General features: G+C 61.2%; 18 protein-coding genes and 1 pseudogene. 10 read left to right on the forward strand and 9 right to left on the reverse strand.

Features of this window, described 5'->3' with window-relative positions; genetic code table 11:
- Positions 1-10: 10 nt before the first annotated feature.
- A complete protein-coding gene (gene otnI, locus BM216_RS00870) occupies positions 11-778 on the reverse strand; it encodes a 2-oxo-tetronate isomerase (RefSeq protein WP_092993517.1) in 768 nt (255 codons plus the stop codon).
- Between the two features lie 99 nt (positions 779-877).
- Here otnI and BM216_RS00875 point away from each other — a divergent pair, with 99 nt between their 5' ends.
- The 3 genes from BM216_RS00875 to otnC are packed head-to-tail and all read left to right on the forward strand — an operon-like array spanning position 878 to position 3,846.
- Entirely contained in the window at positions 878-1,912 is a 1,035-nt protein-coding gene (locus tag BM216_RS00875) for a LacI family DNA-binding transcriptional regulator (RefSeq protein ID WP_244530026.1), read from the forward strand.
- 27 nt (positions 1,913-1,939) lie between these two features.
- A complete protein-coding gene (gene otnK, locus BM216_RS00880) occupies positions 1,940-3,205 on the forward strand; it encodes a 3-oxo-tetronate kinase (protein WP_092993520.1) in 1,266 nt (421 codons plus the stop codon).
- Positions 3,202-3,846 carry a 3-oxo-tetronate 4-phosphate decarboxylase gene (otnC, locus tag BM216_RS00885; protein ID WP_092993523.1) on the forward strand — a complete coding sequence of 215 codons (645 nt, stop codon included), beginning with the start codon at positions 3,202-3,204 and terminating at the stop codon, positions 3,844-3,846. The genes otnK and otnC overlap by 4 nt, the downstream gene beginning before the upstream one ends.
- Positions 3,847-4,159: 313 nt before the next feature.
- On the opposite strand, the gene BM216_RS33935 is transcribed toward otnC, so the two are convergent.
- Positions 4,160-4,312, reverse strand: a complete 153-nt coding sequence (locus tag BM216_RS33935) for a hypothetical protein (RefSeq protein ID WP_177230667.1) — start codon at positions 4,310-4,312, stop codon at positions 4,160-4,162.
- Positions 4,313-4,343: 31 nt separating this feature from the next.
- Here BM216_RS33935 and BM216_RS00890 point away from each other — a divergent pair, with 31 nt between their 5' ends.
- The 5 genes from BM216_RS00890 (at position 4,344) to BM216_RS00910 (ending at position 9,673) form a co-directional block, all read left to right on the forward strand.
- Positions 4,344-5,339 (forward strand): Bug family tripartite tricarboxylate transporter substrate binding protein, encoded by a 996-nt coding sequence (locus tag BM216_RS00890; RefSeq protein WP_210217007.1) that lies wholly within the window; start codon positions 4,344-4,346, stop codon positions 5,337-5,339.
- Between the two features lie 70 nt (positions 5,340-5,409).
- Positions 5,410-5,904, forward strand: coding sequence for a tripartite tricarboxylate transporter TctB family protein (locus BM216_RS00895; protein ID WP_092993526.1), 495 nt, complete (start codon positions 5,410-5,412; stop codon positions 5,902-5,904).
- Between the two features lie 17 nt (positions 5,905-5,921).
- On the forward strand, positions 5,922-7,436 hold the full coding sequence (locus tag BM216_RS00900) for a tripartite tricarboxylate transporter permease (RefSeq protein ID WP_092993528.1): 1,515 nt from the start codon (positions 5,922-5,924) through the stop codon (positions 7,434-7,436).
- Positions 7,437-7,476: 40 nt separating this feature from the next.
- Entirely contained in the window at positions 7,477-8,859 is a 1,383-nt protein-coding gene (locus BM216_RS00905; RefSeq protein ID WP_092993531.1) for an NAD(P)H-dependent oxidoreductase, read from the forward strand.
- Between the two features lie 85 nt (positions 8,860-8,944).
- Positions 8,945-9,673 carry a sulfite exporter TauE/SafE family protein gene (locus BM216_RS00910; protein WP_092993534.1) on the forward strand — a complete coding sequence of 243 codons (729 nt, stop codon included), beginning with the start codon at positions 8,945-8,947 and terminating at the stop codon, positions 9,671-9,673.
- Between the two features lie 24 nt (positions 9,674-9,697).
- Here the strand turns inward: BM216_RS00910 and BM216_RS00915 are convergent, their stop codons facing one another.
- The 3 genes from BM216_RS00915 to BM216_RS00925 all read right to left on the reverse strand — a co-directional run bounded on the left by BM216_RS00915 (position 9,698) and on the right by BM216_RS00925 (position 13,531).
- Entirely contained in the window at positions 9,698-11,410 is a 1,713-nt protein-coding gene (locus BM216_RS00915; RefSeq protein WP_092993537.1) for a dihydroxyacetone kinase family protein, read from the reverse strand.
- 11 nt (positions 11,411-11,421) lie between these two features.
- The gene (locus BM216_RS00920) at positions 11,422-12,360 is read right to left on the reverse strand and encodes a sugar phosphate isomerase/epimerase family protein (RefSeq protein ID WP_092993541.1); all 939 of its coding nucleotides are present in this window, start codon (positions 12,358-12,360) and stop codon (positions 11,422-11,424) included.
- A gap of 181 nt (positions 12,361-12,541) precedes the next feature.
- Positions 12,542-13,531 carry a 4-hydroxythreonine-4-phosphate dehydrogenase PdxA gene (locus BM216_RS00925; RefSeq protein ID WP_092994983.1) on the reverse strand — a complete coding sequence of 330 codons (990 nt, stop codon included), beginning with the start codon at positions 13,529-13,531 and terminating at the stop codon, positions 12,542-12,544.
- A 217-nt stretch (positions 13,532-13,748) separates the two neighbouring features.
- Between BM216_RS00925 and BM216_RS00930 the strand changes: the two genes are divergently transcribed.
- Positions 13,749-14,429 carry a GntR family transcriptional regulator gene (locus BM216_RS00930; RefSeq protein ID WP_092993545.1) on the forward strand — a complete coding sequence of 227 codons (681 nt, stop codon included), beginning with the start codon at positions 13,749-13,751 and terminating at the stop codon, positions 14,427-14,429.
- Positions 14,430-14,525: 96 nt separating this feature from the next.
- Here BM216_RS00930 and BM216_RS00935 read toward each other — a convergent pair.
- Positions 14,526-14,822 (reverse strand): annotated as a pseudogene (locus BM216_RS00935) (hypothetical protein); the annotation flags it as partial.
- Here BM216_RS00935 and BM216_RS00940 point away from each other — a divergent pair.
- Positions 14,820-15,767, forward strand: a complete 948-nt coding sequence (locus tag BM216_RS00940; RefSeq protein ID WP_092993548.1) for an AraC family transcriptional regulator — start codon at positions 14,820-14,822, stop codon at positions 15,765-15,767. The pseudogene BM216_RS00935 and the gene BM216_RS00940 overlap by 3 nt on opposite strands.
- Positions 15,768-15,885: 118 nt before the next feature.
- On the opposite strand, the gene BM216_RS00945 is transcribed toward BM216_RS00940, so the two are convergent.
- The 3 genes from BM216_RS00945 to BM216_RS00955 are packed head-to-tail and all read right to left on the reverse strand — an operon-like array spanning position 15,886 to position 18,194.
- On the reverse strand, positions 15,886-16,590 hold the full coding sequence (locus tag BM216_RS00945; protein WP_092993551.1) for an SDR family NAD(P)-dependent oxidoreductase: 705 nt from the start codon (positions 16,588-16,590) through the stop codon (positions 15,886-15,888).
- Between the two features lie 18 nt (positions 16,591-16,608).
- Entirely contained in the window at positions 16,609-17,364 is a 756-nt protein-coding gene (locus BM216_RS00950) for an SDR family NAD(P)-dependent oxidoreductase (RefSeq protein WP_092993554.1), read from the reverse strand.
- A complete protein-coding gene (locus BM216_RS00955) occupies positions 17,361-18,194 on the reverse strand; it encodes an oxidoreductase (RefSeq protein WP_092993557.1) in 834 nt (277 codons plus the stop codon). The genes BM216_RS00950 and BM216_RS00955 overlap by 4 nt, the downstream gene beginning before the upstream one ends.
- Between the last annotated feature and the right edge of the window lie 54 nt (positions 18,195-18,248).

The following is an 18,248-nucleotide window of genomic DNA, read 5'->3' on the forward strand; positions in this document are numbered from 1 at the left end:
TGCCGCCGCATCACGTCCGGGAAAGCCATCCGAGGCCGGCGACGGTCTCCCCGGCAGGCCTGTACTCGCAGCCGACATAACCCTGATATCCCAGCTCATCCAGCGCCGCAAAGATGCGGAAATCGTCGAGCTCTCCCGTTCCCGGCTCATTGCGCCTGGGAACGGAAGCGATCTGCACATGAGCGGTGAGCGGCATCAGTTCCTCAAGCCCCTTCAGGACATCGCCATGCATGATCTGCCGATGGTAGATGTCGAATTGCAGCCTGACATGGGGATGAGCCAGTTCCTTGATGAGATTGGCGGCCCAGTCGAAGTCGTTGAGGAAATAGCCGGGCATGTCGCGACCGTTGATCGGCTCGATGACGATGGTGATCCCCTTCTTTCCGGCAGCGTCCGCAGCAAAGAGAAGCGCGTCGCGATAGGCCGCAACGGCAGCTGCATCATCGGCCTTCGCCAGGCCCGCCATCATGTGCAGCAGGGGCGAACCGATAACCTGCGCATAGTCGAGCGCCTTGTCGACGGACTGGCAGAATTCCCGGCTGCGCTCCGGAAAGGCTGCAATGCCGCGTTCACCCGCCGCCCAATCGCCCGGCGGCATGTTGAAGAGCGCCTGGCTGAGACCCGCACCCGACAGCTTGGCAGCAACGACATCTGCCGGGTGGTCATAAGGGAAGAGATATTCCACGGCTTCAAAGCCCGCATCCGCTGCCGCCTGAAAGCGATCAAGGAAATCGTGCTCGTTGAACATCATCGACAGATTGGCAGCAAAGCGCGGCATGTCATCCTCCTCCAAAAACACCACTCTCTCAGCGCTAACATAAAGCGCAACTACCCCTCTATATCATTCAAGAGAGATATGTTAGCGCTGAGATAGAAGATGGAGGCGAGAATTTTCTTCTGGGAGATGATGACGCAACCCGGCATACCGACCCTTGTTCACGTAGCCAAACTCGCTGGTGTCAGCGAGAACACGGTCTCGCGCGTCATCCGCAACAAGGGGGCAATCGCCGAGGTGACCCGCGAAAGGGTCTTGGCCGCGATCCAGACGCTTGGCTATGTTCCCAACAGAGCCGCAGGCTCGCTCGCCTCTTCCGGCTCCATGCTGATCGGCGTTCTTTTGCCATCTCTGTCCAACGTCGTGTTCCCGGAGCTTCTGGAAGGCATTCACGCAGCCCTGCGGCAGACGTCCTATCAGGCGATGGTCGGCGTGACAGACTATGATGAGGCGCAAGAAGAACAGATCCTTTCGTCGCTTCTGGCCTGGCGCCCGGTCGCCGTGATCACCGCAGGCTTCGATCACACGGCAAAGACCCGCATGATGCTGGACACGAGTTCGCTTCGGGTCGCCGAGGTGATGGATATCGATGGCGAGCCGATCGACATCGCCGTCGGCCTGTCACATCGCAAGGCCGGCTATGACACGGGCCGTTTTCTGATCGAACGGGGATATCGCCGCATCGGCTATGTGGGTCACGACTGGAGCGCCGACCGGCGTGCGCGTCACAGATATGAGGGGCTTCGACAGGCGTTGACGGATGCTGGTCTTGGCCTGGTGGACGAAGCGCGCGCCGAGGGCCGGAGTTCGGCGACGGCCGGCGGCGAGATGCTGAGCGCTTTGCTGCGACGCCAGCCGAGTATCGATGCCGTGGCCTTCTCCAACGACGACATGGCGACCGGCGGTTTCTTTCACTGCCTCTCGGCGGGAATTGCGGTGCGTGAGAGGCTCGCCCTGTTCGGGTTCAATGGCCTTGAGATCGGTCAAGCCCTGCCTCTTCCGTTGTCGACCGTACGCTCGAACCGGTTTCTAATCGGCAAGAAGGCCGTCGAGACACTTTTGGAACACCGTATGCGCCCCACAGAGCGGCTCGTGGTCGATACCGGCTACGAGATCGTCGAGGGTGCGACGGCTTGATCAGCTTTTACATTGGGAGTGAAGACTATGCTTTTAGGCGCAATCGCGGATGACTTGACCGGTGCAACGGACCTTGCACTGACGCTGTCACGGGAAGGCATGAAGACGGTGCAGGTGGTCGGTGCACCACCTGAGGATTTCGACTTTTCCGCCGCGGATGCGGTCGTCGTTGCGCTTAAATCCAGGACGATCATCGCCGACGAGGCCGTCCGGCTATCTCTCGATGCGGCCCGACGCCTGATTGCGGGCGGCGCCGAGCAGATCATCTTCAAATACTGCTCGACATTCGATTCCACGCCGGAGGGCAATATCGGGCCGGTGGCGGAGGCGCTTGTCGACATGCTGGGCGAAAAATTGACGCTGGCATGCCCAGCCTTCCCCGCCAACGGCCGCACCGTCTATCGCGGCCATCTCTTCGTCGGCGACCTCCTGCTCTCGGATAGCACCATGAAGGATCATCCGCTGACCCCGATGCGTGACGCGAACCTGGTGCGTGTGCTGCAACAGCAGACTAAGTTGCAAGTCGGGCTGGTCACGCGCGATGCCGTTGCAAAGGGCGCAGCGGCGGTAAGGGAAGCGTTCGATGCCGCTATAGGCAAGGGTGACAGGATCGTCATCGTAGACGCCATCGCCGATCAGGATCTGCGCGAGATCGGTCACGCCGCGGCAGACATGAAACTGATCACCGGTGGCTCGGGCATCGCACTCGGCCTGCCGGAAAACTTCCGCCGCGCGGGCAAGCTCGCACCAGTCGAAGCCACCCGTTCCTTCTCTGCTCCCGCCGGAGACGCCATAATCCTGGCCGGGTCATGCTCGGCCGCCACCCGCAGACAGATCAAGACCGCGATCGACGCGGGTACTGCCGCGATCAAGCTTGATCCGCTTGAAATCGCGGCCGGAAAAACGTCTGCCGAGACCGTGATAGACTGGGTGGCCGCCCAGACCGAAGGCATCCCGATGGTCTATTCCAGCGCCGACCCGGAAGAGGTGCGCCAGGCGCAGCAGGCGCTGGGCCGGGAAAAGGCCGGCGAGATCGTCGAGCATCTGCTGGCCAATGTCGCGATCGGTCTGCGCGATCGAGGCTACCGCCGCTTCCTGGTCGCCGGTGGCGAGACATCCGGCGCGGTCGTGCAGGGTCTTGGTGTCGAGGCGATGCTGATCGGGCCGGAAATCGATCCTGGCGTTCCGTGGACTGTCAGTCTCGAAGGCGACCGGTCGGTTGCCCTTGCGCTGAAATCCGGCAATTTCGGCAGGGACGACTTCTTCCTCAAGGCTTGGAGGGTTGCCCGATGACAGCAGTGCTTTCCGAAGAAACAAAAATGCGCGACGAGATCGCGCGTGTCGGCAAGTCGATTTTCGACCGGATGCTCACTTTCGGTTCGACCGGCAATATCAGCGCCCGTCTGTCGAACGGTGACATCCTCATGACGCCGACCAATGCCTCGCTCGGCAATCTCGATCCGGCAAGGTTGTCGCGCTTTTCTGCCGAAGGCGTCCATGTCGACGGCGACAAGCCGACCAAGGAAGCCTTTCTGCATCAGTGCATGTATTGCCAGCAGAAGATGAGCGGTGCGGTCGTGCACCTTCACTCGACCTATGCGGTCGCTGTCAGCCTGCTCGAGGACATCGATCCCGAAGACGTGCTGCCGCCTCTGACGGCCTATTATGTCATGCGCGTCGGCAGGCTGCCGCTCGTGCCTTATTACCCGCCCGGCGATAAGGCGCTTGCCGAAGCCGTCGCCGAGAAGGCAAAAGACAGTCATGCCGTGCTTCTGGCCAATCACGGGCCTGTCGTCGCCGGGAAAACGCTGCAGGACGCGCAATATGCAACTGAGGAACTGGAAGAGACGGCAAAGCTGCATCTGCTCTTGCAGTCCCATCGCATACGCCCGCTGACATCGGCGCAGCGGCAGGCTCTGCTCGAAAAAAATTAACGGCTCACACATGATTGGAGCGTTTGCTCAGGCCAGCAGGCGCTTCAACTCGCGTCTATCTCTCCAACAAATCGATTAGATCCCGTTCCACGCAAAGTATGGACGTACAGGCGCTTCCGTCCGCAAAATTCTGCATACAAAATTCTGAAGACTTGATGTGGGCGACCAGATATCCTATGAATTTGGGGATGGAGGAGATCATGGGTTCAGGCATACGCCAAAAACAGACCAGCCTCGCGCTTGCCGCGGGCTGCCATGCAAGAGTTTGCTGCAGCGCTCATGAGGGCCGCAACGCCCGCATTCCCTCTCCACTTTATCGAACCAGCACCGCATCGGTTTTCACCGCGATCTCCGGCTCGACATTTCGTTGGTCGGTGTCGTTGGGCTGTTCAATCTCGCGCGACGCGTCGGGAGCGCAATTCGCCGCCGCCTGAGCGCCAATGAAGAATGTCGGGTGCAGGAACACCTGTAGCCGTTTCATCTAAAGGAGGAATAAGATGAAAGTGAAAGCATTATCGATCGGAATGACACTGGCCGCAGCCACGATGCTGGCAGGTCAGGCCCTTGCCTTCGAACCGACGCGCCCCGTCGAATTCGTTGTTGCCTCGGGTCCCGGTGGTGGCACCGACAACTTCGCCCGCACCATCCAGTCGATCATCACCAAGCACAAGCTGATGGACCAGTCGATGGTCGTCCTCAATAAGGGCGGCGGCAGCGGCGCCGAGGCATTCCTTTATGCCCGTAAGAACGAAGGCGACCCGAACAAGCTCTATTTCGGCACCAACAACGCCTACCTTCTGCCACATGTCGCCAAGCTCGCCTATTCGATGGAAGACCTGCGCCCGGTCGCAGCACTCGCCTTCGATGAATTCCTGATCTGGGTGAAGGGCGATTCCGAATACACGACTCCGGCCGCTCTCATTGAGGCCGCCAAGGCCAAGCCGAATGGCGTCACTTTCGCCGGCAGCCAGTCGAAGGACACTGACGAGACCCTGGTCGCGCTGATCGAGCAGACCACTGGCACCAAGTTCAAATACCTGCCGTTCAACGGCGGTGGCGAAGTGGGCGTTCAGCTTGCAGGCGGCCATGTCGCGGCCAACGTCAACAACCCGAACGAGAACATCGGTCAGTGGCAGGCAGGTGCCGTCAAGCCGCTCTGCGTCTTCTCCGACAAGCCGATGGCCAAGGGCGAGCCGGTCTATGACGGCAAGGGCTGGGGCGATATCCCGACCTGCGCGTCCTCCGGTGTCAACATTCCGTCCTACAAGATGCCGCGCACGGTCTGGACCGCTGCCGGAACGCCGGATGAAGCCGTCACCTACTACAGCGACGTGCTGAAGAAGGTCAGCGAGACCCCCGAATGGGCCGAATACATCAAAAAGACCTCGCAGACGGGCGACTTCCTCGCCGGCCAGCCGCTGCAGGACTTCATCACCACAAGCGAGAAGAGCACTGTCGGCGTCTTCGAAGCCGAAGGCTGGCTGGTCAAGTAAGTCCTGAGACCAATGCGATACAAGGTCCGGCATATCCTTGCCGGACCTTCCCGATCGAAGGAAATCAATCATGCGTATCAAGCGACTCCATGTGGAGCTTGCCACCGCCGTGACCTTGGCCGCCGTCGGCGCGCTCGGTGCCACCGGAGCCCTAGAACTCGGCGTCAGCTGGAGCGATTCCGGCCCCATGCCGGGCTATTTCCCCTTTTACGTCGGCATCATCCTGATCATCGCGGCTTTTGCCAGCGCCACCCAGGCTATCTTCAGGATGAGAATGGGCAGCGAGGAGATGCGTGAGACATTCCTTGAGCCGGAACAGACACAAAGAGTGCTTTCCTTCCTTCTTCCGATGGTCGTGTTCGTCGTCGTCACGGTCTTTCTCGGCACCTACATCGGAACGGCGCTTTATCTCTTCTACGTCGCGTGGCGCAACGGCGGCTACAAGCCGTGGATCGCCATCCTGATTGGTATCGCCTTCTCCATCGCGCTTTATTTCGTCTTCGAAAAGGCGTTCCAGGTGCCGCTTCACAAGGGCCCGATCGAAGAAATGCTCGGCATTTACTGAGCGACCGGAGCTAGATCATGGAAAATTTCGAACTTCTGATGGGTGGCTTCGCCACCGCTCTGACGCCGATGCACATCACGCTGATGATCGTCGGCGTGCTTCTCGGACTGATCGTCGGCGTCCTGCCCGGCCTCGGCGCGCCGAACGGCGTCTCGCTGCTCATTCCGCTCACTTTCGCAATGGACCCGGTTTCGGCCATCATTCTTCTGGCATCGATGTATTGGGGCGCGCTTTTCGGCGGCTCAACGACGTCGATCCTCTTCAACATTCCCGGCGAACCGAGTTCGGTGGCGACGACCTTTGACGGTTATCCCATGGCGCGGTCCGGGCAATCGACCCGGGCGCTGACGCTCGCCTTCATGTCGGCCGGCATCGGCGCATTCGTCGGCATCGTCGTCATCACGCTTCTGTCGTCCTGGGCTGCACGCTTCGCACTTCGCTTTGGCGCGGCCGAGTATTTCGCCGTCTACTTCCTGGCCTTCTGTGCCTTCATCGGCATGGGCAGCGCTTCGCCGATCAAGACCGCCGTCTCGCTGAGCCTCGGTCTGCTCCTGTCGACAGTCGGCATGGACACGGTCACCGGCTCGCTTCGCCTGACATTTGGTCTCGATGCACTTCTGAGCGGTGTCAGCTTCCTTGTCGTCGTCATCGGCCTGTTCGGTATCGGTGAATTGCTGGCGACGGTTCAGGACGGCCTGAAGTTCCGCGGTGTCGCATCGCGCATCGACCCGCGCGACGTCTTCAAGACGATGCTGGAACTGCCGAAATACATCACCACGATCATCCGCTCCTCGGCTGTCGGCGTGTGGATGGGCATCACGCCGGGCGGTCCGACCGCGGCATCCTTCATGAGCTACGGCCTTGCACGCCAGTGGTCCAAGCCGGGTGCGAAATTCGGCACCGGCCGTCCGGAAGGCATCGTCGCGCCGGAAACCGCCGACCATTCGGCCGGCACCTGCGCCATGCTGCCGATGCTGGCGCTCGGCGTTCCGAGTTCGGCAACCGCAGCGGTCATGATGGGCGGCCTGATGATCTGGGGCCTGACGCCAGGACCAATGCTGTTCTCCACCCAGCCGGATTTCGTCTGGGGCCTGATTGCCAGCATGTATATCGCCAACTTCGTCGGCGTCATCCTGGTCCTGCTCACGGTTCCGTTCTTCGCCGCCCTCCTTCGCATTCCGTTTGCCATCATCGGCCCGATGATCGTGGCGATCTGCTTCGTGGGCGCCTATACGGTGGCGAACTCGACATCCGACCTCTGGCTCGTGCTGATCTTCGGTGTCGTCGGCTTCGTCTTCAACAAGCTGGAATTCCCGCTGGCGCCGCTGGTTCTCGCCATGGTTCTCGGCAGCAAGGCTGAAAGCTCGTTCCACCAGTCGATGATCGCATCCGACGGCTCGCTCGGGATCTTCTTCTCGAACTACCTCGTTGGTACGATCATGACGATCGCGCTCGCGCTCCTCATCATCCCGCAGACCTTGAAGTTCATCCAGTATCTCAAGAGCCACAAGAGCGTGGACTCGGCTGCATAAGCCGGGTTCGCCCATTTCATTCGGTTTCGGAGGTGAACAGATGAACTATCATACCTATTTCGACAAAAATGCCGCGCCTGTCGAATGCTGCATCGTCGGCACCGGCGGTTTCGGCCGCAGCTTCATCGCGCAAAGCCTGAAGACGCCGCTGATCAGCACCCGCGTTGCCGTCGACCTGAAGTCGGAAACGGCCGCCGACGTTCTCCGCGGCCTCGGCATCGACGCGGCAAAAATCGCACAATGCGGAACCGCGGACGAAGCCAAGGCAGCCTGGGATAAAGGCCAATATATCGCGACGGGAGACCTTGCCACAGTTCTGGGCCTTCCGGTCGCAGTCGTTGTCGAAGCCACGGGCCACCCGGAAGCCGGTGCAAGACATTGCCGGCTCGCGGTCGATGCCGGCAAGCATGTCGCGCTCGTATCCAAGGAAGTCGACAGTGTCGTAGGCCCCGGCCTCGCCCTGCGCGCGCGCCGCAACAACATCATCGTCACGCCGGTCGATGGCGATCAGCCCAGCCTGCTGATGGGACTGGTCACCTGGGCGGAAGTGCTCGGACTGGAAATCATCGCGGCCGGCAAGGCCAGCGAATACGACTTTGTCTTCGATCCGAAGGAGAAGACGCTCAACTCCAACGGCAAGATTGCTCCGGCGCCGGGCTTTGCCGAATGGATGGAGCCCGCGACCACCGACCTGGCGGCGATTGCTGCAAAGCGCTCTCAGATCGCTGCGGAATTTCCGCAGCGCGCCGTACCTGATCTCTGCGAGATGACGCTGGTCGCAAACGCCACCGGCTTTCTTGTCGACCGGGCCGATCTGCATGTCCCGATCGCGCGGATCACCGAAGTCGCCGATTTCTTCTCCCCGGCGGAGAGCGGAGGATTGCTCGTCGCGCCGAAAGTGCTCGATGTCTTCCATTGCCTGCGGCTTCCCGGCGAGTTGAGCTTTGCCGGCGGAGTGTTCGTGACGGTTCGCTGCGACGATGCCGAGACCTGGCAGATGCTGGCTGAAAAGGGCCATGTCGTCAGCCGCAAGGGCGACGTCGCGATGCTCTACATCCCGCGCCATCTTCTCGGCGTCGAGGCCGCGACAAGCATTCTCGAAGTCGGCCTTCGCGGCGTGTCGAGCGGCGCGGTGGAGCCGAAGCCTGTAATCGATCTGGTCGCCCATGCGGATGCCGATATCGCTGCGGGGACCGTGCTGACCGCAAGCGGTCACCATCACTCAATCGTCAATGTCTCGGCACGGATGATCCCGGCCGGTGCGCTGTCCGACGAAAAGCCCGTTCCCTTCTATCTGGCCGCCAATCGCACATTGAAGCGGGCGGTCAAGGCGGGCCAGCCGATCCTCTGCGGCGATGTCGAACTCGACGAAACCTCCGAACTGCTTGCGCTGCGGCGCGAACAGGATAAAGCCTTCTTCTAACGCCTCCCAAGCGCCAGCGCAGCCGGCCTCCACCGGCTGCGCATCTTTCCATCGGCGTGACGCCGAATCCTGTCGGGATCCTGTCTTGCTGTCCTACATCCTCGTCTGCGCCATCGGTTTTGCTGCGGGATGTCTGAGCGGCGTGATCGGCACCGGTGCCAGCCTCATTCTCCTGCCCGTCCTCGTCCCGATGTTCGATCCGGCGCGCGCCATTCCCGTCATGGCGATCGCGGGGCTCATGGCCAACGCCGCGCGGGTCATGGCATGGCACAGGGAGGTGAACTGGCGTGCGGTTTGCGCCTATGCGATACCCGGCGTTCCGGCCGCATCGCTCGGCGCTCTCAGCCTGGTCCATTTGCCGGCCGCGATCAGCGGCACGTTGCTTGGCGTCTTCATCATGCTGCTCATACCCTTCAGGCACTATATCCAGAAGCACGACATCACCATCCATCTTGGCGGACTGGCGATCGCGGGTGTAGTGGTCGGCTTCCTGACAGGCATGTTCCTGTCCACCGGGCCGCTCAGCATTCCGGCTTTCCTCGCCTTCGGACTGGTCAAGGGCGCCTTCCTGTCGACGGAGGCCGCTTCCTCCATCTTCGTGCAGGCGGCAAAGGTGCTCACCTTCTACGAGGCGGACGTGCTGACCTTGGACCTTTTGATCAGCGGTCTGATCATCGGCTCCTCGCTGATGGCCGGAACCTTCTTTTCGAAACGCTACGTCATCAGCATGTCGGAGCGGAGTTTTCGTCTGATGATGGATGCCATTACGCTCGCATCCGGCCTGTGGCTGACGCTTGTCGGGCTGTTCGGCTGAACTCGAACAGCCCGACCTTGCCGCCTAGCGCCTTGCGGCGATGAAGCTTGCGGAAAGCTGCGCCACCATGGAAAGCGAGATCGCGCCGGCATCCGGATGGCCGATGCTCTTTTCGGCCAGCGGGCGGGCGCGTCCGAGACGCGGCGTCAGAGAAGCTGTTGCCTTGGCGGCAGCCTCGGATGCATCTGCCGCAGCCTTCCAGGCGTCAACCAACGGCTTGCCGGCTGCAGTTTCCGCCGTCAGCGTTTCGACGAACGGAATGAGTGAATCCACCAGGGTCTTGTCGCCGAGGCGGGCGCGGCCAAGGCGAGTAACGCCATCGAGGGCCTGTCGAGCGCCTTCGGCAATCGCCGCTTCGCTCGGCACTTCGTCGTCGTTCAGCGCATTGCTCCAGGACCGCAGCAGCAGGCCCCAGATCGCGCCGGATGTGCCGCCGGCCCTGTCGGCCCAGGCGTCACCGCCAAGCGCGAGCGTCGTCTGCGCGCCGGCGCCGGCCGAAACCGCTGCAGCCATCGCCTTGGCCGCTGCGTCGGAGCCGCGCTGCATGCCCTGGCCATGGTCGCCGTCGCCGGCGATCGCGTCGATACGGCCGAGTTCGGATTCCTTGTCCTTCAACATCGCGGCGATCTCGTTGAACAGGTCGCTGATGCAGGCCGCAGACTTGCGGGAGGCTTCGGACGCCGCCGGGATGGAGGGCGCCGACTCTTCGTCGACGATGACGTCGGTGCGCAGTTCCGCAATATCCGGCCGACCACGGCGGAATGCCGGCGCATCGCAGGGTGCCGCCCAGTAGCGTTCCAGTTCCTCGTCGAGCCAGGTCAGCGTCAGCGAGCAGCCCTGCATGTCGAGGCTGGTGACGAATTCGCCAGCCTCCGGCTGGACGATCTCCAGGCCGACGCCTGTCAGCTTCTTCTGCACTGCCATCCAGAGAACAAAAAGCTCTTCATATTTGGTCGAGCCGAGACCGTTCAACACGGCGGCGACACGCGTGCAGCCAGCTGGCTTTTCGGCCAGCAGCTTGTCTGCCAGAACATCCGCAAGATCCGTCGCGCTGGCAATGTCCTGCTCGCTGATGCCCGGCTCACCATGGATGCCGAGACCGAGTGCCATGCGGCCCTTCGGTACTGTGAACAGCGGCTCCTTGGCCCCCGGCAGGGTGCAGCCCGCGAAGGCCACGCCGAACGAGACTGTCCGCTCGTTGGCGTGCCGGGTGATGCGTTCCACCTCATCAAGCGACAGGCCGGCCTCTGCTACAGCGCCTGCGATCTTGAACACCATCAGGTCGCCGGCGATCCCGCGACGCTTGGAATGCTCGCTCGCCGATGCGCTCGCGACATCGTCCGTCACTGCGATAATGCGCACGTCGATGCCTTCGGCCCGCAGGCGTTCCGCAGCAACGCCAAAATTCAGCACGTCGCCGGCATAGTTGCCGAAGCCCAGAATGATGCCGCCACCGTTATGCGCCTGACGGCAGACGCGTGCGACAGCAGCAGTCGATGGGGAAGCAAACACGTCACCCGCGACCGCGGCATCCGCCATGCCCTGTCCGACATAACCGGCAAAGGCCGGATAATGGCCCGAACCGCCGCCGACAACGACGGAAACCTTGCCCTTCGGCACGGTCGTCGCACGAACGACGCCATTGCTGATCAGGCGCACATGGTTCGGGTAGATCTGGCAGAAGCCGGCAAGCGCCGTCGCGGCGAACTCATCGGGAGCGTCAAAGATCGTCGTCATGGTGGCAGTCCTCAATTACGCGGCAGGATGCGCCGGAGATAATCACGGTTGGCGGCGCTGACGGAAAGGCCGTCACCACCATAGTGCTCGCACAGGAACGGGGCATTGTACCCATGCTCCAGCGCCAGCTTGATTGCCGTCCGATAATTGATCAAGCCCGATTCGAGCGGAACAGGATGGCTGGCGATCAGGCCCGTATTCTCGTCCTCGATCCGCATGTAATTTTTCACATGCCAGTATTTGGCATATGGAGCCACCTTCGTCATCATCTGCAGCCAGTGCTCGACCGGCCGGTGAAGGCGGATGAGATTGCCGAGGTCGGCATTGATGCCGACATTGTCGAGACCGACCTCCTGGACGAAACGGACGGAACTGTCCGCCGTGCCCAGATAGGTATCCTCGTACATCTCAAGCGAAATTTCGATGCCGACTTCTGCGGCATGCTTGCCGAGTTCGGCGATGCGGGCGACCGCCTTGTTCCACGTCGCCGGATCGTCCTGGTTCGTAGCGCCCTGCTCGGTCCAGAACCAGAGCACGCTCTTCTGCTTCTCAGTCAACGGCTCGAAGAAGCCGAAGGAAACGCTGTGTGCACCGATTTCGGCGGCTGTGTCGATGACGCGGTGGCTATAGGCCAGATAGTCATCGCCATGCTTTTCATCGATGACGCTGCGACGCGATGTCGAGATGGCCGGAATGGTCATGCCGGCAGCGCTGACGACCTCGCAGAATTCGCGGCGGCGTTCGGGGGACAGGTCGGCGACCCGGAGCCAGCTGTCGGTGGGATCGATTTCAGTAAAGCCTGCGTCGACAACCTCGCCGACCGTGGCGGCCCATTCCTCGACGGACTGGTCCTGAACGGTACGACCATCCGGCAGCATGTTCGGGTACTGGATCATGGCGGCCGCGATCGGCCAGGTTTCGCGCGTCCACTTGCGAGCGGAACTCGTCATTGTCTTCCTCCAACCACGGCACCGCCGCGCCAGTCGGCGCGCGTCGCGGAAGCCGCAACACTTTGACATTACGCAGCGCCAGATCGGCAACATTCCCGACCGGCGCTCATGCGCCTGGCCCGCGTCCTTTCGGGCATGCAGAACCGGCCGCGGAAGCGGCCGGTCGAGCTGATATTGTCGCTTAGGCGGCCTTGGAAGCCTGGCGCTGGCGGGCCGCCATGCGGGCTGCAAGAAGCAGCGCTTCACGGGTGGCGCCGATATCGGCAATCCCCTTGCCGGCAATGTCATAGGCAGTGCCATGCGCCGGGGTGCAAAGCGCGAACGGCAGGCCGCCCATCATCGTCACGCCCTTGTCGAAGCCCATCATCTTCATCGCGATCTGGCCCTGGTCGTGATACATGGTCAGAACAGCGTGGTAGCCTTCCTTGAGGGCGCGCAGGAAGACGGTGTCGGCTGGGAAAGGACCGTCGACATCGTAACCGCGTGCGTTGGCCTCGGCGACGGCCGGTTCGATGATGTCGATCTCTTCCATGCCGAAGCTGCCGCCGTCACCCGCATGCGGGTTAAGGCCCGCAACCGCGACGCGCGGCTTGTCGACACCGGAGGCCTTTAGGCAGGAGATCGTCAGATCCAGCTCGGAGAGAATGCCTTCGACCGACAGATGGTTGGCGACTTCCTTGAGCGGGATATGCGAGCTGACACGAGCGTTCCAGACCTTTTCCAAAACGTTGAATTCGCGAATCTTGCCGGTGAAATTGATGACATCCGAGACAAAACGGATCTCGTCGTCATAGCCGGGATAGGCATAGCGCATCGCCTTCTTGTTGAAAGGCGTGAAGCACACTGCGTCAGCCTTACCGGCATGGGCCAGCTCCAACGCGGTGCGGAAATTCTTGGTCGCGAAGGTGCCGCCGGCAAGCGTCGCCTCACCGCGATCGACGTCTTCCGGAGCGAGATGGCCAAGATCAACAAAAGCGTGCCTGGAGCGGTCGAGACCGGCAAGGCCTTCAAGCGAGGACGACAGGAGATCGAGTTCCACGCCGGCTTCGCGAGCGCCCTTGTCGAGGATGCGGCGGTCACCGATCGTGACGATATAGGCCTTTTCCTTGATGTCGTCCAAGGCCAGAAGCTGGGCCGTCAGCTCAGGGCTGATGCCGGCGGGATCGCCCATCGCGAGCGCGATGACGGGACGGTTGTCGGATTGCTTGGTGATATCCAATTCTCTGTTCTCCTACCTCGATAACGCAGGTCTTAAGCCATCGGACATCAGAGGACAAGTCTTTTGCATTTTGTATGCAGCATTTTTGCATTTGGAACGCCCGGTGATCTGGTGTAACCCTTGAGCAACCTTTCGATGTGCTTTGCGCTCCAAAAGATCGAGCTTCGACATGAGTGAAACCTTGCCTGCACCGCCCGCCTCAAACTCCGGACCTATCCAGCGTACGGCCCTGCACGACACGCTCGTGACCCGACTGCGCGACATGATCATCGAGGGCGAACTGGAGCCTGGCTCGAGAATGCACGAGAGCCAGCTCGGTGAGCAGCTCGGCGTGTCGCGCACGCCTCTGCGCGAGGCGATCAAGTATCTTGCGAGCGAAGGCTTGGTCGAGCTCATCCCGAGCCGCGGCGCGATCGTCAAAAGGTTCAGCGGAAAGGATGTGCATGACATGCTCATCGTATTGAAGAGCCTTGAAGAGTTAGCAGGCAACCTCGCCTGCGAAACAGCGACGGACGAGGAAATCGCCAAGGTCAGGCAGCTGCATAACGAAATGAGCGCCTGCTACGACGCGAAGGACCGGTTGCGCTATTACAAGCTCAACCAGGCGATTCACACTGAAATCTGTCAGATCGCTCACAATCAGGCGCTCAGCAGCATCCAGGCGCAACTGCAGTCGCGCCTCAAGCGAATCCGTTTCATCGGTCACGAGGGACCGGAAAAATGGGCGGCTGCAATGGCAGAGCATGAGGAAATGATCGTGGCGCTTGAAGCACGCAATGGGAAGGCGCTATCCAAAGTGCTGGGCCGTCATCTTCTCAACGCCTGGCAGCGTGTGAAAGACGCCATGTAGTATTTTGATCAAGAGTGCGGCCGCGGCCGATGCAGCAAACTATCTCATCAAGATCAATTCTGATGATATACCCTCGATGACAAGATTGCCGGCTCTATGCACCACCTCGGTCTCACGCTGGATCCGGCCGTTTAACGCTATCATCGAGGATCCGAGGGCAATCCACCAGCACTTCTCAAACCGCATCGGCCAGACCACGATATTTTCCGGTCTGGCTTCATCCTCGATGGTGATGAACATGACGCTTTTCGCCGATCCGGGCTTGTGTCGCACTAGCACAAGCCCGGCAGCATAAACCCGCCGACCATCGCCTCTGCAGGTGATGATATTGCGCGCCGCAAGATCCTTTATCAGCAATACAATTGGGCGCTGCCGCAGTGTCAGACCCTTGTGAAAGATCTTGGCCTCGACTTGAAAAGTGTTCTCGCTCGAGCGGAGCTATCTCAGGATATTTTCGATCGCCCGGCGATCGAACTTGGTCGTGCGGATTATTTTCGGTTCTGGGATTGCATCGAAGCGATGATAAGCGGTCCACCGCTTCCCATTCGGCTTTGCGAACTTGGCCGAAGCGAAGCTTTCCCTCCGCCGCTTCTCGCGGCACTGTGCAGTCCCAACCTGCTGGTCGCCTTGCGGCGGATCGTCCATTTCCAGCGCCTGATCAGTCCTGTCGAGATCTCGCTTGCTGAGGAGCCGGACCGCATCCACGTCCAGATCGCATGGCCTTCGGATTTGCAGCCGCCCCCATCTCTCATTTTGACGGACCTTCTTTTTTACGTCATGTTCGCAAGGTCGGGCACGCGCGAACATGTCAGCCCCATGGCTATGACGGCGACAACCCTTCCCATCGATGTCGCGCCTTATGAAGACTATCTGAAAACATGCCTGACGCTTGGCCCGGCACATCGCGTCACATTCAGCAGGAACGATTGCGTCCGGCCGTTCCTGACTTCGAATGAACCCTTCTGGGAGACATTGGAGCCGGAGCTCAATGCGCGTCTGGCAATGCATAAGGAGATCAGCGACACCACACAGCTCGTTCGGCGGGCGATCATCGACGTGCTTCCGAATGGCGAGGTCTCGTTTCAGGAGATTTGCCGCAGGCTGGGCATGAGCAGGAGAACGCTCCAACGACGGCTGGCGGCCGAAGGCACACGCTTCAAGGCACTTTTGAACGCCACCAGAAAAGACCTCGCCCACCAATATCTGTTTGAAACCGACATGACGCCGACCGAGATTTCTGCCCTGCTTGGCTTCGATGAACCAAATTCCTTTTACCGTGCCTTCCGGGCCTGGACGGGGACGAGCCCCAGACGCTTTCGGATCGAAAGCCCGCCCTGAGAATAGCTTCCTGCTGGGCGAAGCGTCTCTTTCGCCCGCTGCTGTCGGCGTAAAGAGGACAGGCGACAAAGCGCGCCCGATCCTCCATCGCTTTCTGCCTGTGCAGCGTAATGCTGCGTTACCAGTCGAGACGATTGTCGCGGTAGTCGAGATAAAGATTTTGACCCGAGCCCATATACTTTTCGACGACATCCGCGACCCCGCGGACGCTTGGCTCAAGTTCTATTTCAGCGTCGACCGTGCCATTGAGCGTTCCCATCGCGGTACTGACCCAGCCCGGGTGGACGGACAGCACGGTAAGCCGCCTCTCCCGGTTCTCGGCATAGATCCCACGAGCCAGCATGTTCGACGCCACCTTGCTCGCCCGGTAGAGTTCAAGTCCCCCCTCGACATTGATGGCAATGCTGCCCCGATGGGATGACATGAAGGCCAGTGTACCCTCGGGCGCGAGCTTTCCCAAAAGACGACGGGCAAGCCTCATCGGTCCGAACGTGTTGGTCAGCATGATTTCTGCAAATTCTTCGTCGGTTGCCTCGAGCACACTTTGATGCTGAGCGCCCCAGATGCCGGCATTCATGAAGATCACATCGAAACGGCTGCTTCCAAGCGACGCCAGAAACGGTGCGATCTGGCCGGTGTCCGTGACGTCGATGGTGGCGATCGCGAGGCGGTCCGGGTCGGTTTCGCCAACGCGACGAAGATCGTCGGTGTCGGCGCCGGATCTCGCCGTCCCGACGACAGTCCAGCCGCGATCGAAGAACTGCCTTGCAAGGCCGAGGCCCAGGCCGCGCTCGGCGGCCACGATGAGGATCGATTTTGTCATTGGTGGTTTCCTTTCCAATCAGATCGCCGTGTAGCCGCCATCGGCCATCACCAGTGCTCCGGTCATGACGGCGGAGGCCGGAGATGCGAGAAAGGCAATGACTTCGGCGATATCGTTCGGCTGGGCGACACGCCCTATCGGGTGGGCGCTACCGTAACTGGCCAGCGTGCCTCTGCTGTCCTCGACGATGCCGTCAAGGATATCGGTCTCGACGACGCCGGGCGCGACCGCATTGGCGCGGATTCCGTGGGCGCCGTATTCGACGGCAATGACCTTGGTAAGCTGGGCGATCGCGCCCTTGGAGGCGGCATAGACTGCCGTATCCTTCATTCCGACCGAGGACACGATCGACGCGACATTGACAATCGCGCCGCCCCCCTGACCGATCATCACCTTGACCGCTTCCCGCGAATGCAGAAAATTGCCGCGGGCGTTCACGGCCATGATCTCGTCCCAGTCGGCAACGCTCATGTCGATCAATGCCCTGTTCATGGTGCGGCCGGCATTGTTGACGAGAATGTCGAGCGCGCCGAAACGCTCGATTGCCAACGCGATCGTGCGCAGCGCCGTCGCTTCGTCGGCGACATCGCCGCAGAAGGTTGCGATGTCGGCCGCGGCGAGTTCAGCCACGGAAGGATTGACATCGCTTGCGACGATGCGGGCACCCCTTTCCCGAAGCATGTTCACGGCTGCAAGGCCGATGCCGCGGGCCGCACCGGTCACGACGGCGACCTTGCCGGACAAATCCCAACCCTGAGGTCTGATGACGGTCATTTGCCCTCCTCCGGAAAGTCCGTGCCGCGCGTGACCGCTTCCCATCTGTCGATCTCATCAACGACTTGATCGAGCTTGGTGCGCGCGCGCCGCAGGGCGTCGCTGCCGAGCAGCAGATGCAAGGGGGGCTTTTCGGCACGGACCAAGGTCATGATCGCCTGGGCCGCACGCTCCGGATCGCCCGCCTGTCGTCCCGCCGCAGCGTCGAAGGCGGCGTTGCTTCGGCCGATCGTCTGGGCGTAAGCGGCATCGGCCACGCCGCTCTTACGTATGGAATGCGACGACAGGAAATCCGTCCTGAAGGCGCCTGGCGCGACGGCCGTCACCTTGATGCCGAGCGGCGCGACCTCGAGCGCCAGGCCAGCCGACATGCCTTCCAGCGCTGATTTTGCAGCGGAATACATTGCCGAGCCCGTTGACGGCGCGCGTCCGGCGATCGAGGTGATGTTGACGATATGGCCCCTTCCCTGCCTGCGAAGATGCGGCAGGGCCGCTTTTATGATGCGGAATGGCGCGAAGACATCCACGGCAAACAGTTGCTCGACCTGCGCATCGGTTGCGGTCTCCAGGGCGCCCAGAAGACCATATCCGGCATTGTTGACGATTACATCGATCTGCCCGGCGCGCTCGAATGCATCCGCCACGGCAATCTCGGCACCGGCCCCGTCTGCAAGATCGATGGTGAGGACATGCAAAGTACCCTTCGCATGATCGAAATCGGGCTGTCCGGATCTGACCGTTCCAACGACCGTATCCCCCTCGGCAAGCGCCGCCGCCGCCAGGGCGCGACCCAACCCGCGGGAGATCCCTGTGATAAACCAGGTCTTCATCTGATGCTCCTTTCAAGTGATGGAACAGAGATGGCGCATTGGCGCAGGCTTTAT

It is taken from the genome of Rhizobium sp. NFR07, assembly GCF_900111905.1.
Lineage (GTDB): Bacteria > Pseudomonadota > Alphaproteobacteria > Rhizobiales > Rhizobiaceae > Neorhizobium.

Coding starts and splice junctions, on each gene's coding strand:
- otnI (WP_092993517.1), bottom strand. CDS start 778: ATGCCGCGCTTTGCTGCCAATCTGTCGATGATGTTCAACGAGCACGAT.
- BM216_RS00875 (WP_244530026.1), top strand. CDS start 878: ATGGAGGCGAGAATTTTCTTCTGGGAGATGATGACGCAACCCGGCATA.
- otnK (WP_092993520.1), top strand. CDS start 1,940: ATGCTTTTAGGCGCAATCGCGGATGACTTGACCGGTGCAACGGACCTT.
- otnC (WP_092993523.1), top strand. CDS start 3,202: ATGACAGCAGTGCTTTCCGAAGAAACAAAAATGCGCGACGAGATCGCG.
- BM216_RS00890 (WP_210217007.1), top strand. CDS start 4,344: ATGAAAGTGAAAGCATTATCGATCGGAATGACACTGGCCGCAGCCACG.
- BM216_RS00895 (WP_092993526.1), top strand. CDS start 5,410: ATGCGTATCAAGCGACTCCATGTGGAGCTTGCCACCGCCGTGACCTTG.
- BM216_RS00900 (WP_092993528.1), top strand. CDS start 5,922: ATGGAAAATTTCGAACTTCTGATGGGTGGCTTCGCCACCGCTCTGACG.
- BM216_RS00905 (WP_092993531.1), top strand. CDS start 7,477: ATGAACTATCATACCTATTTCGACAAAAATGCCGCGCCTGTCGAATGC.
- BM216_RS00915 (WP_092993537.1), bottom strand. CDS start 11,410: ATGACGACGATCTTTGACGCTCCCGATGAGTTCGCCGCGACGGCGCTT.
- BM216_RS00920 (WP_092993541.1), bottom strand. CDS start 12,360: ATGACGAGTTCCGCTCGCAAGTGGACGCGCGAAACCTGGCCGATCGCG.
- BM216_RS00925 (WP_092994983.1), bottom strand. CDS start 13,531: ATGGGCGATCCCGCCGGCATCAGCCCTGAGCTGACGGCCCAGCTTCTG.
- BM216_RS00930 (WP_092993545.1), top strand. CDS start 13,749: ATGAGTGAAACCTTGCCTGCACCGCCCGCCTCAAACTCCGGACCTATC.
- BM216_RS00945 (WP_092993551.1), bottom strand. CDS start 16,590: ATGACAAAATCGATCCTCATCGTGGCCGCCGAGCGCGGCCTGGGCCTC.
- BM216_RS00950 (WP_092993554.1), bottom strand. CDS start 17,364: ATGACCGTCATCAGACCTCAGGGTTGGGATTTGTCCGGCAAGGTCGCC.
- BM216_RS00955 (WP_092993557.1), bottom strand. CDS start 18,194: ATGAAGACCTGGTTTATCACAGGGATCTCCCGCGGGTTGGGTCGCGCC.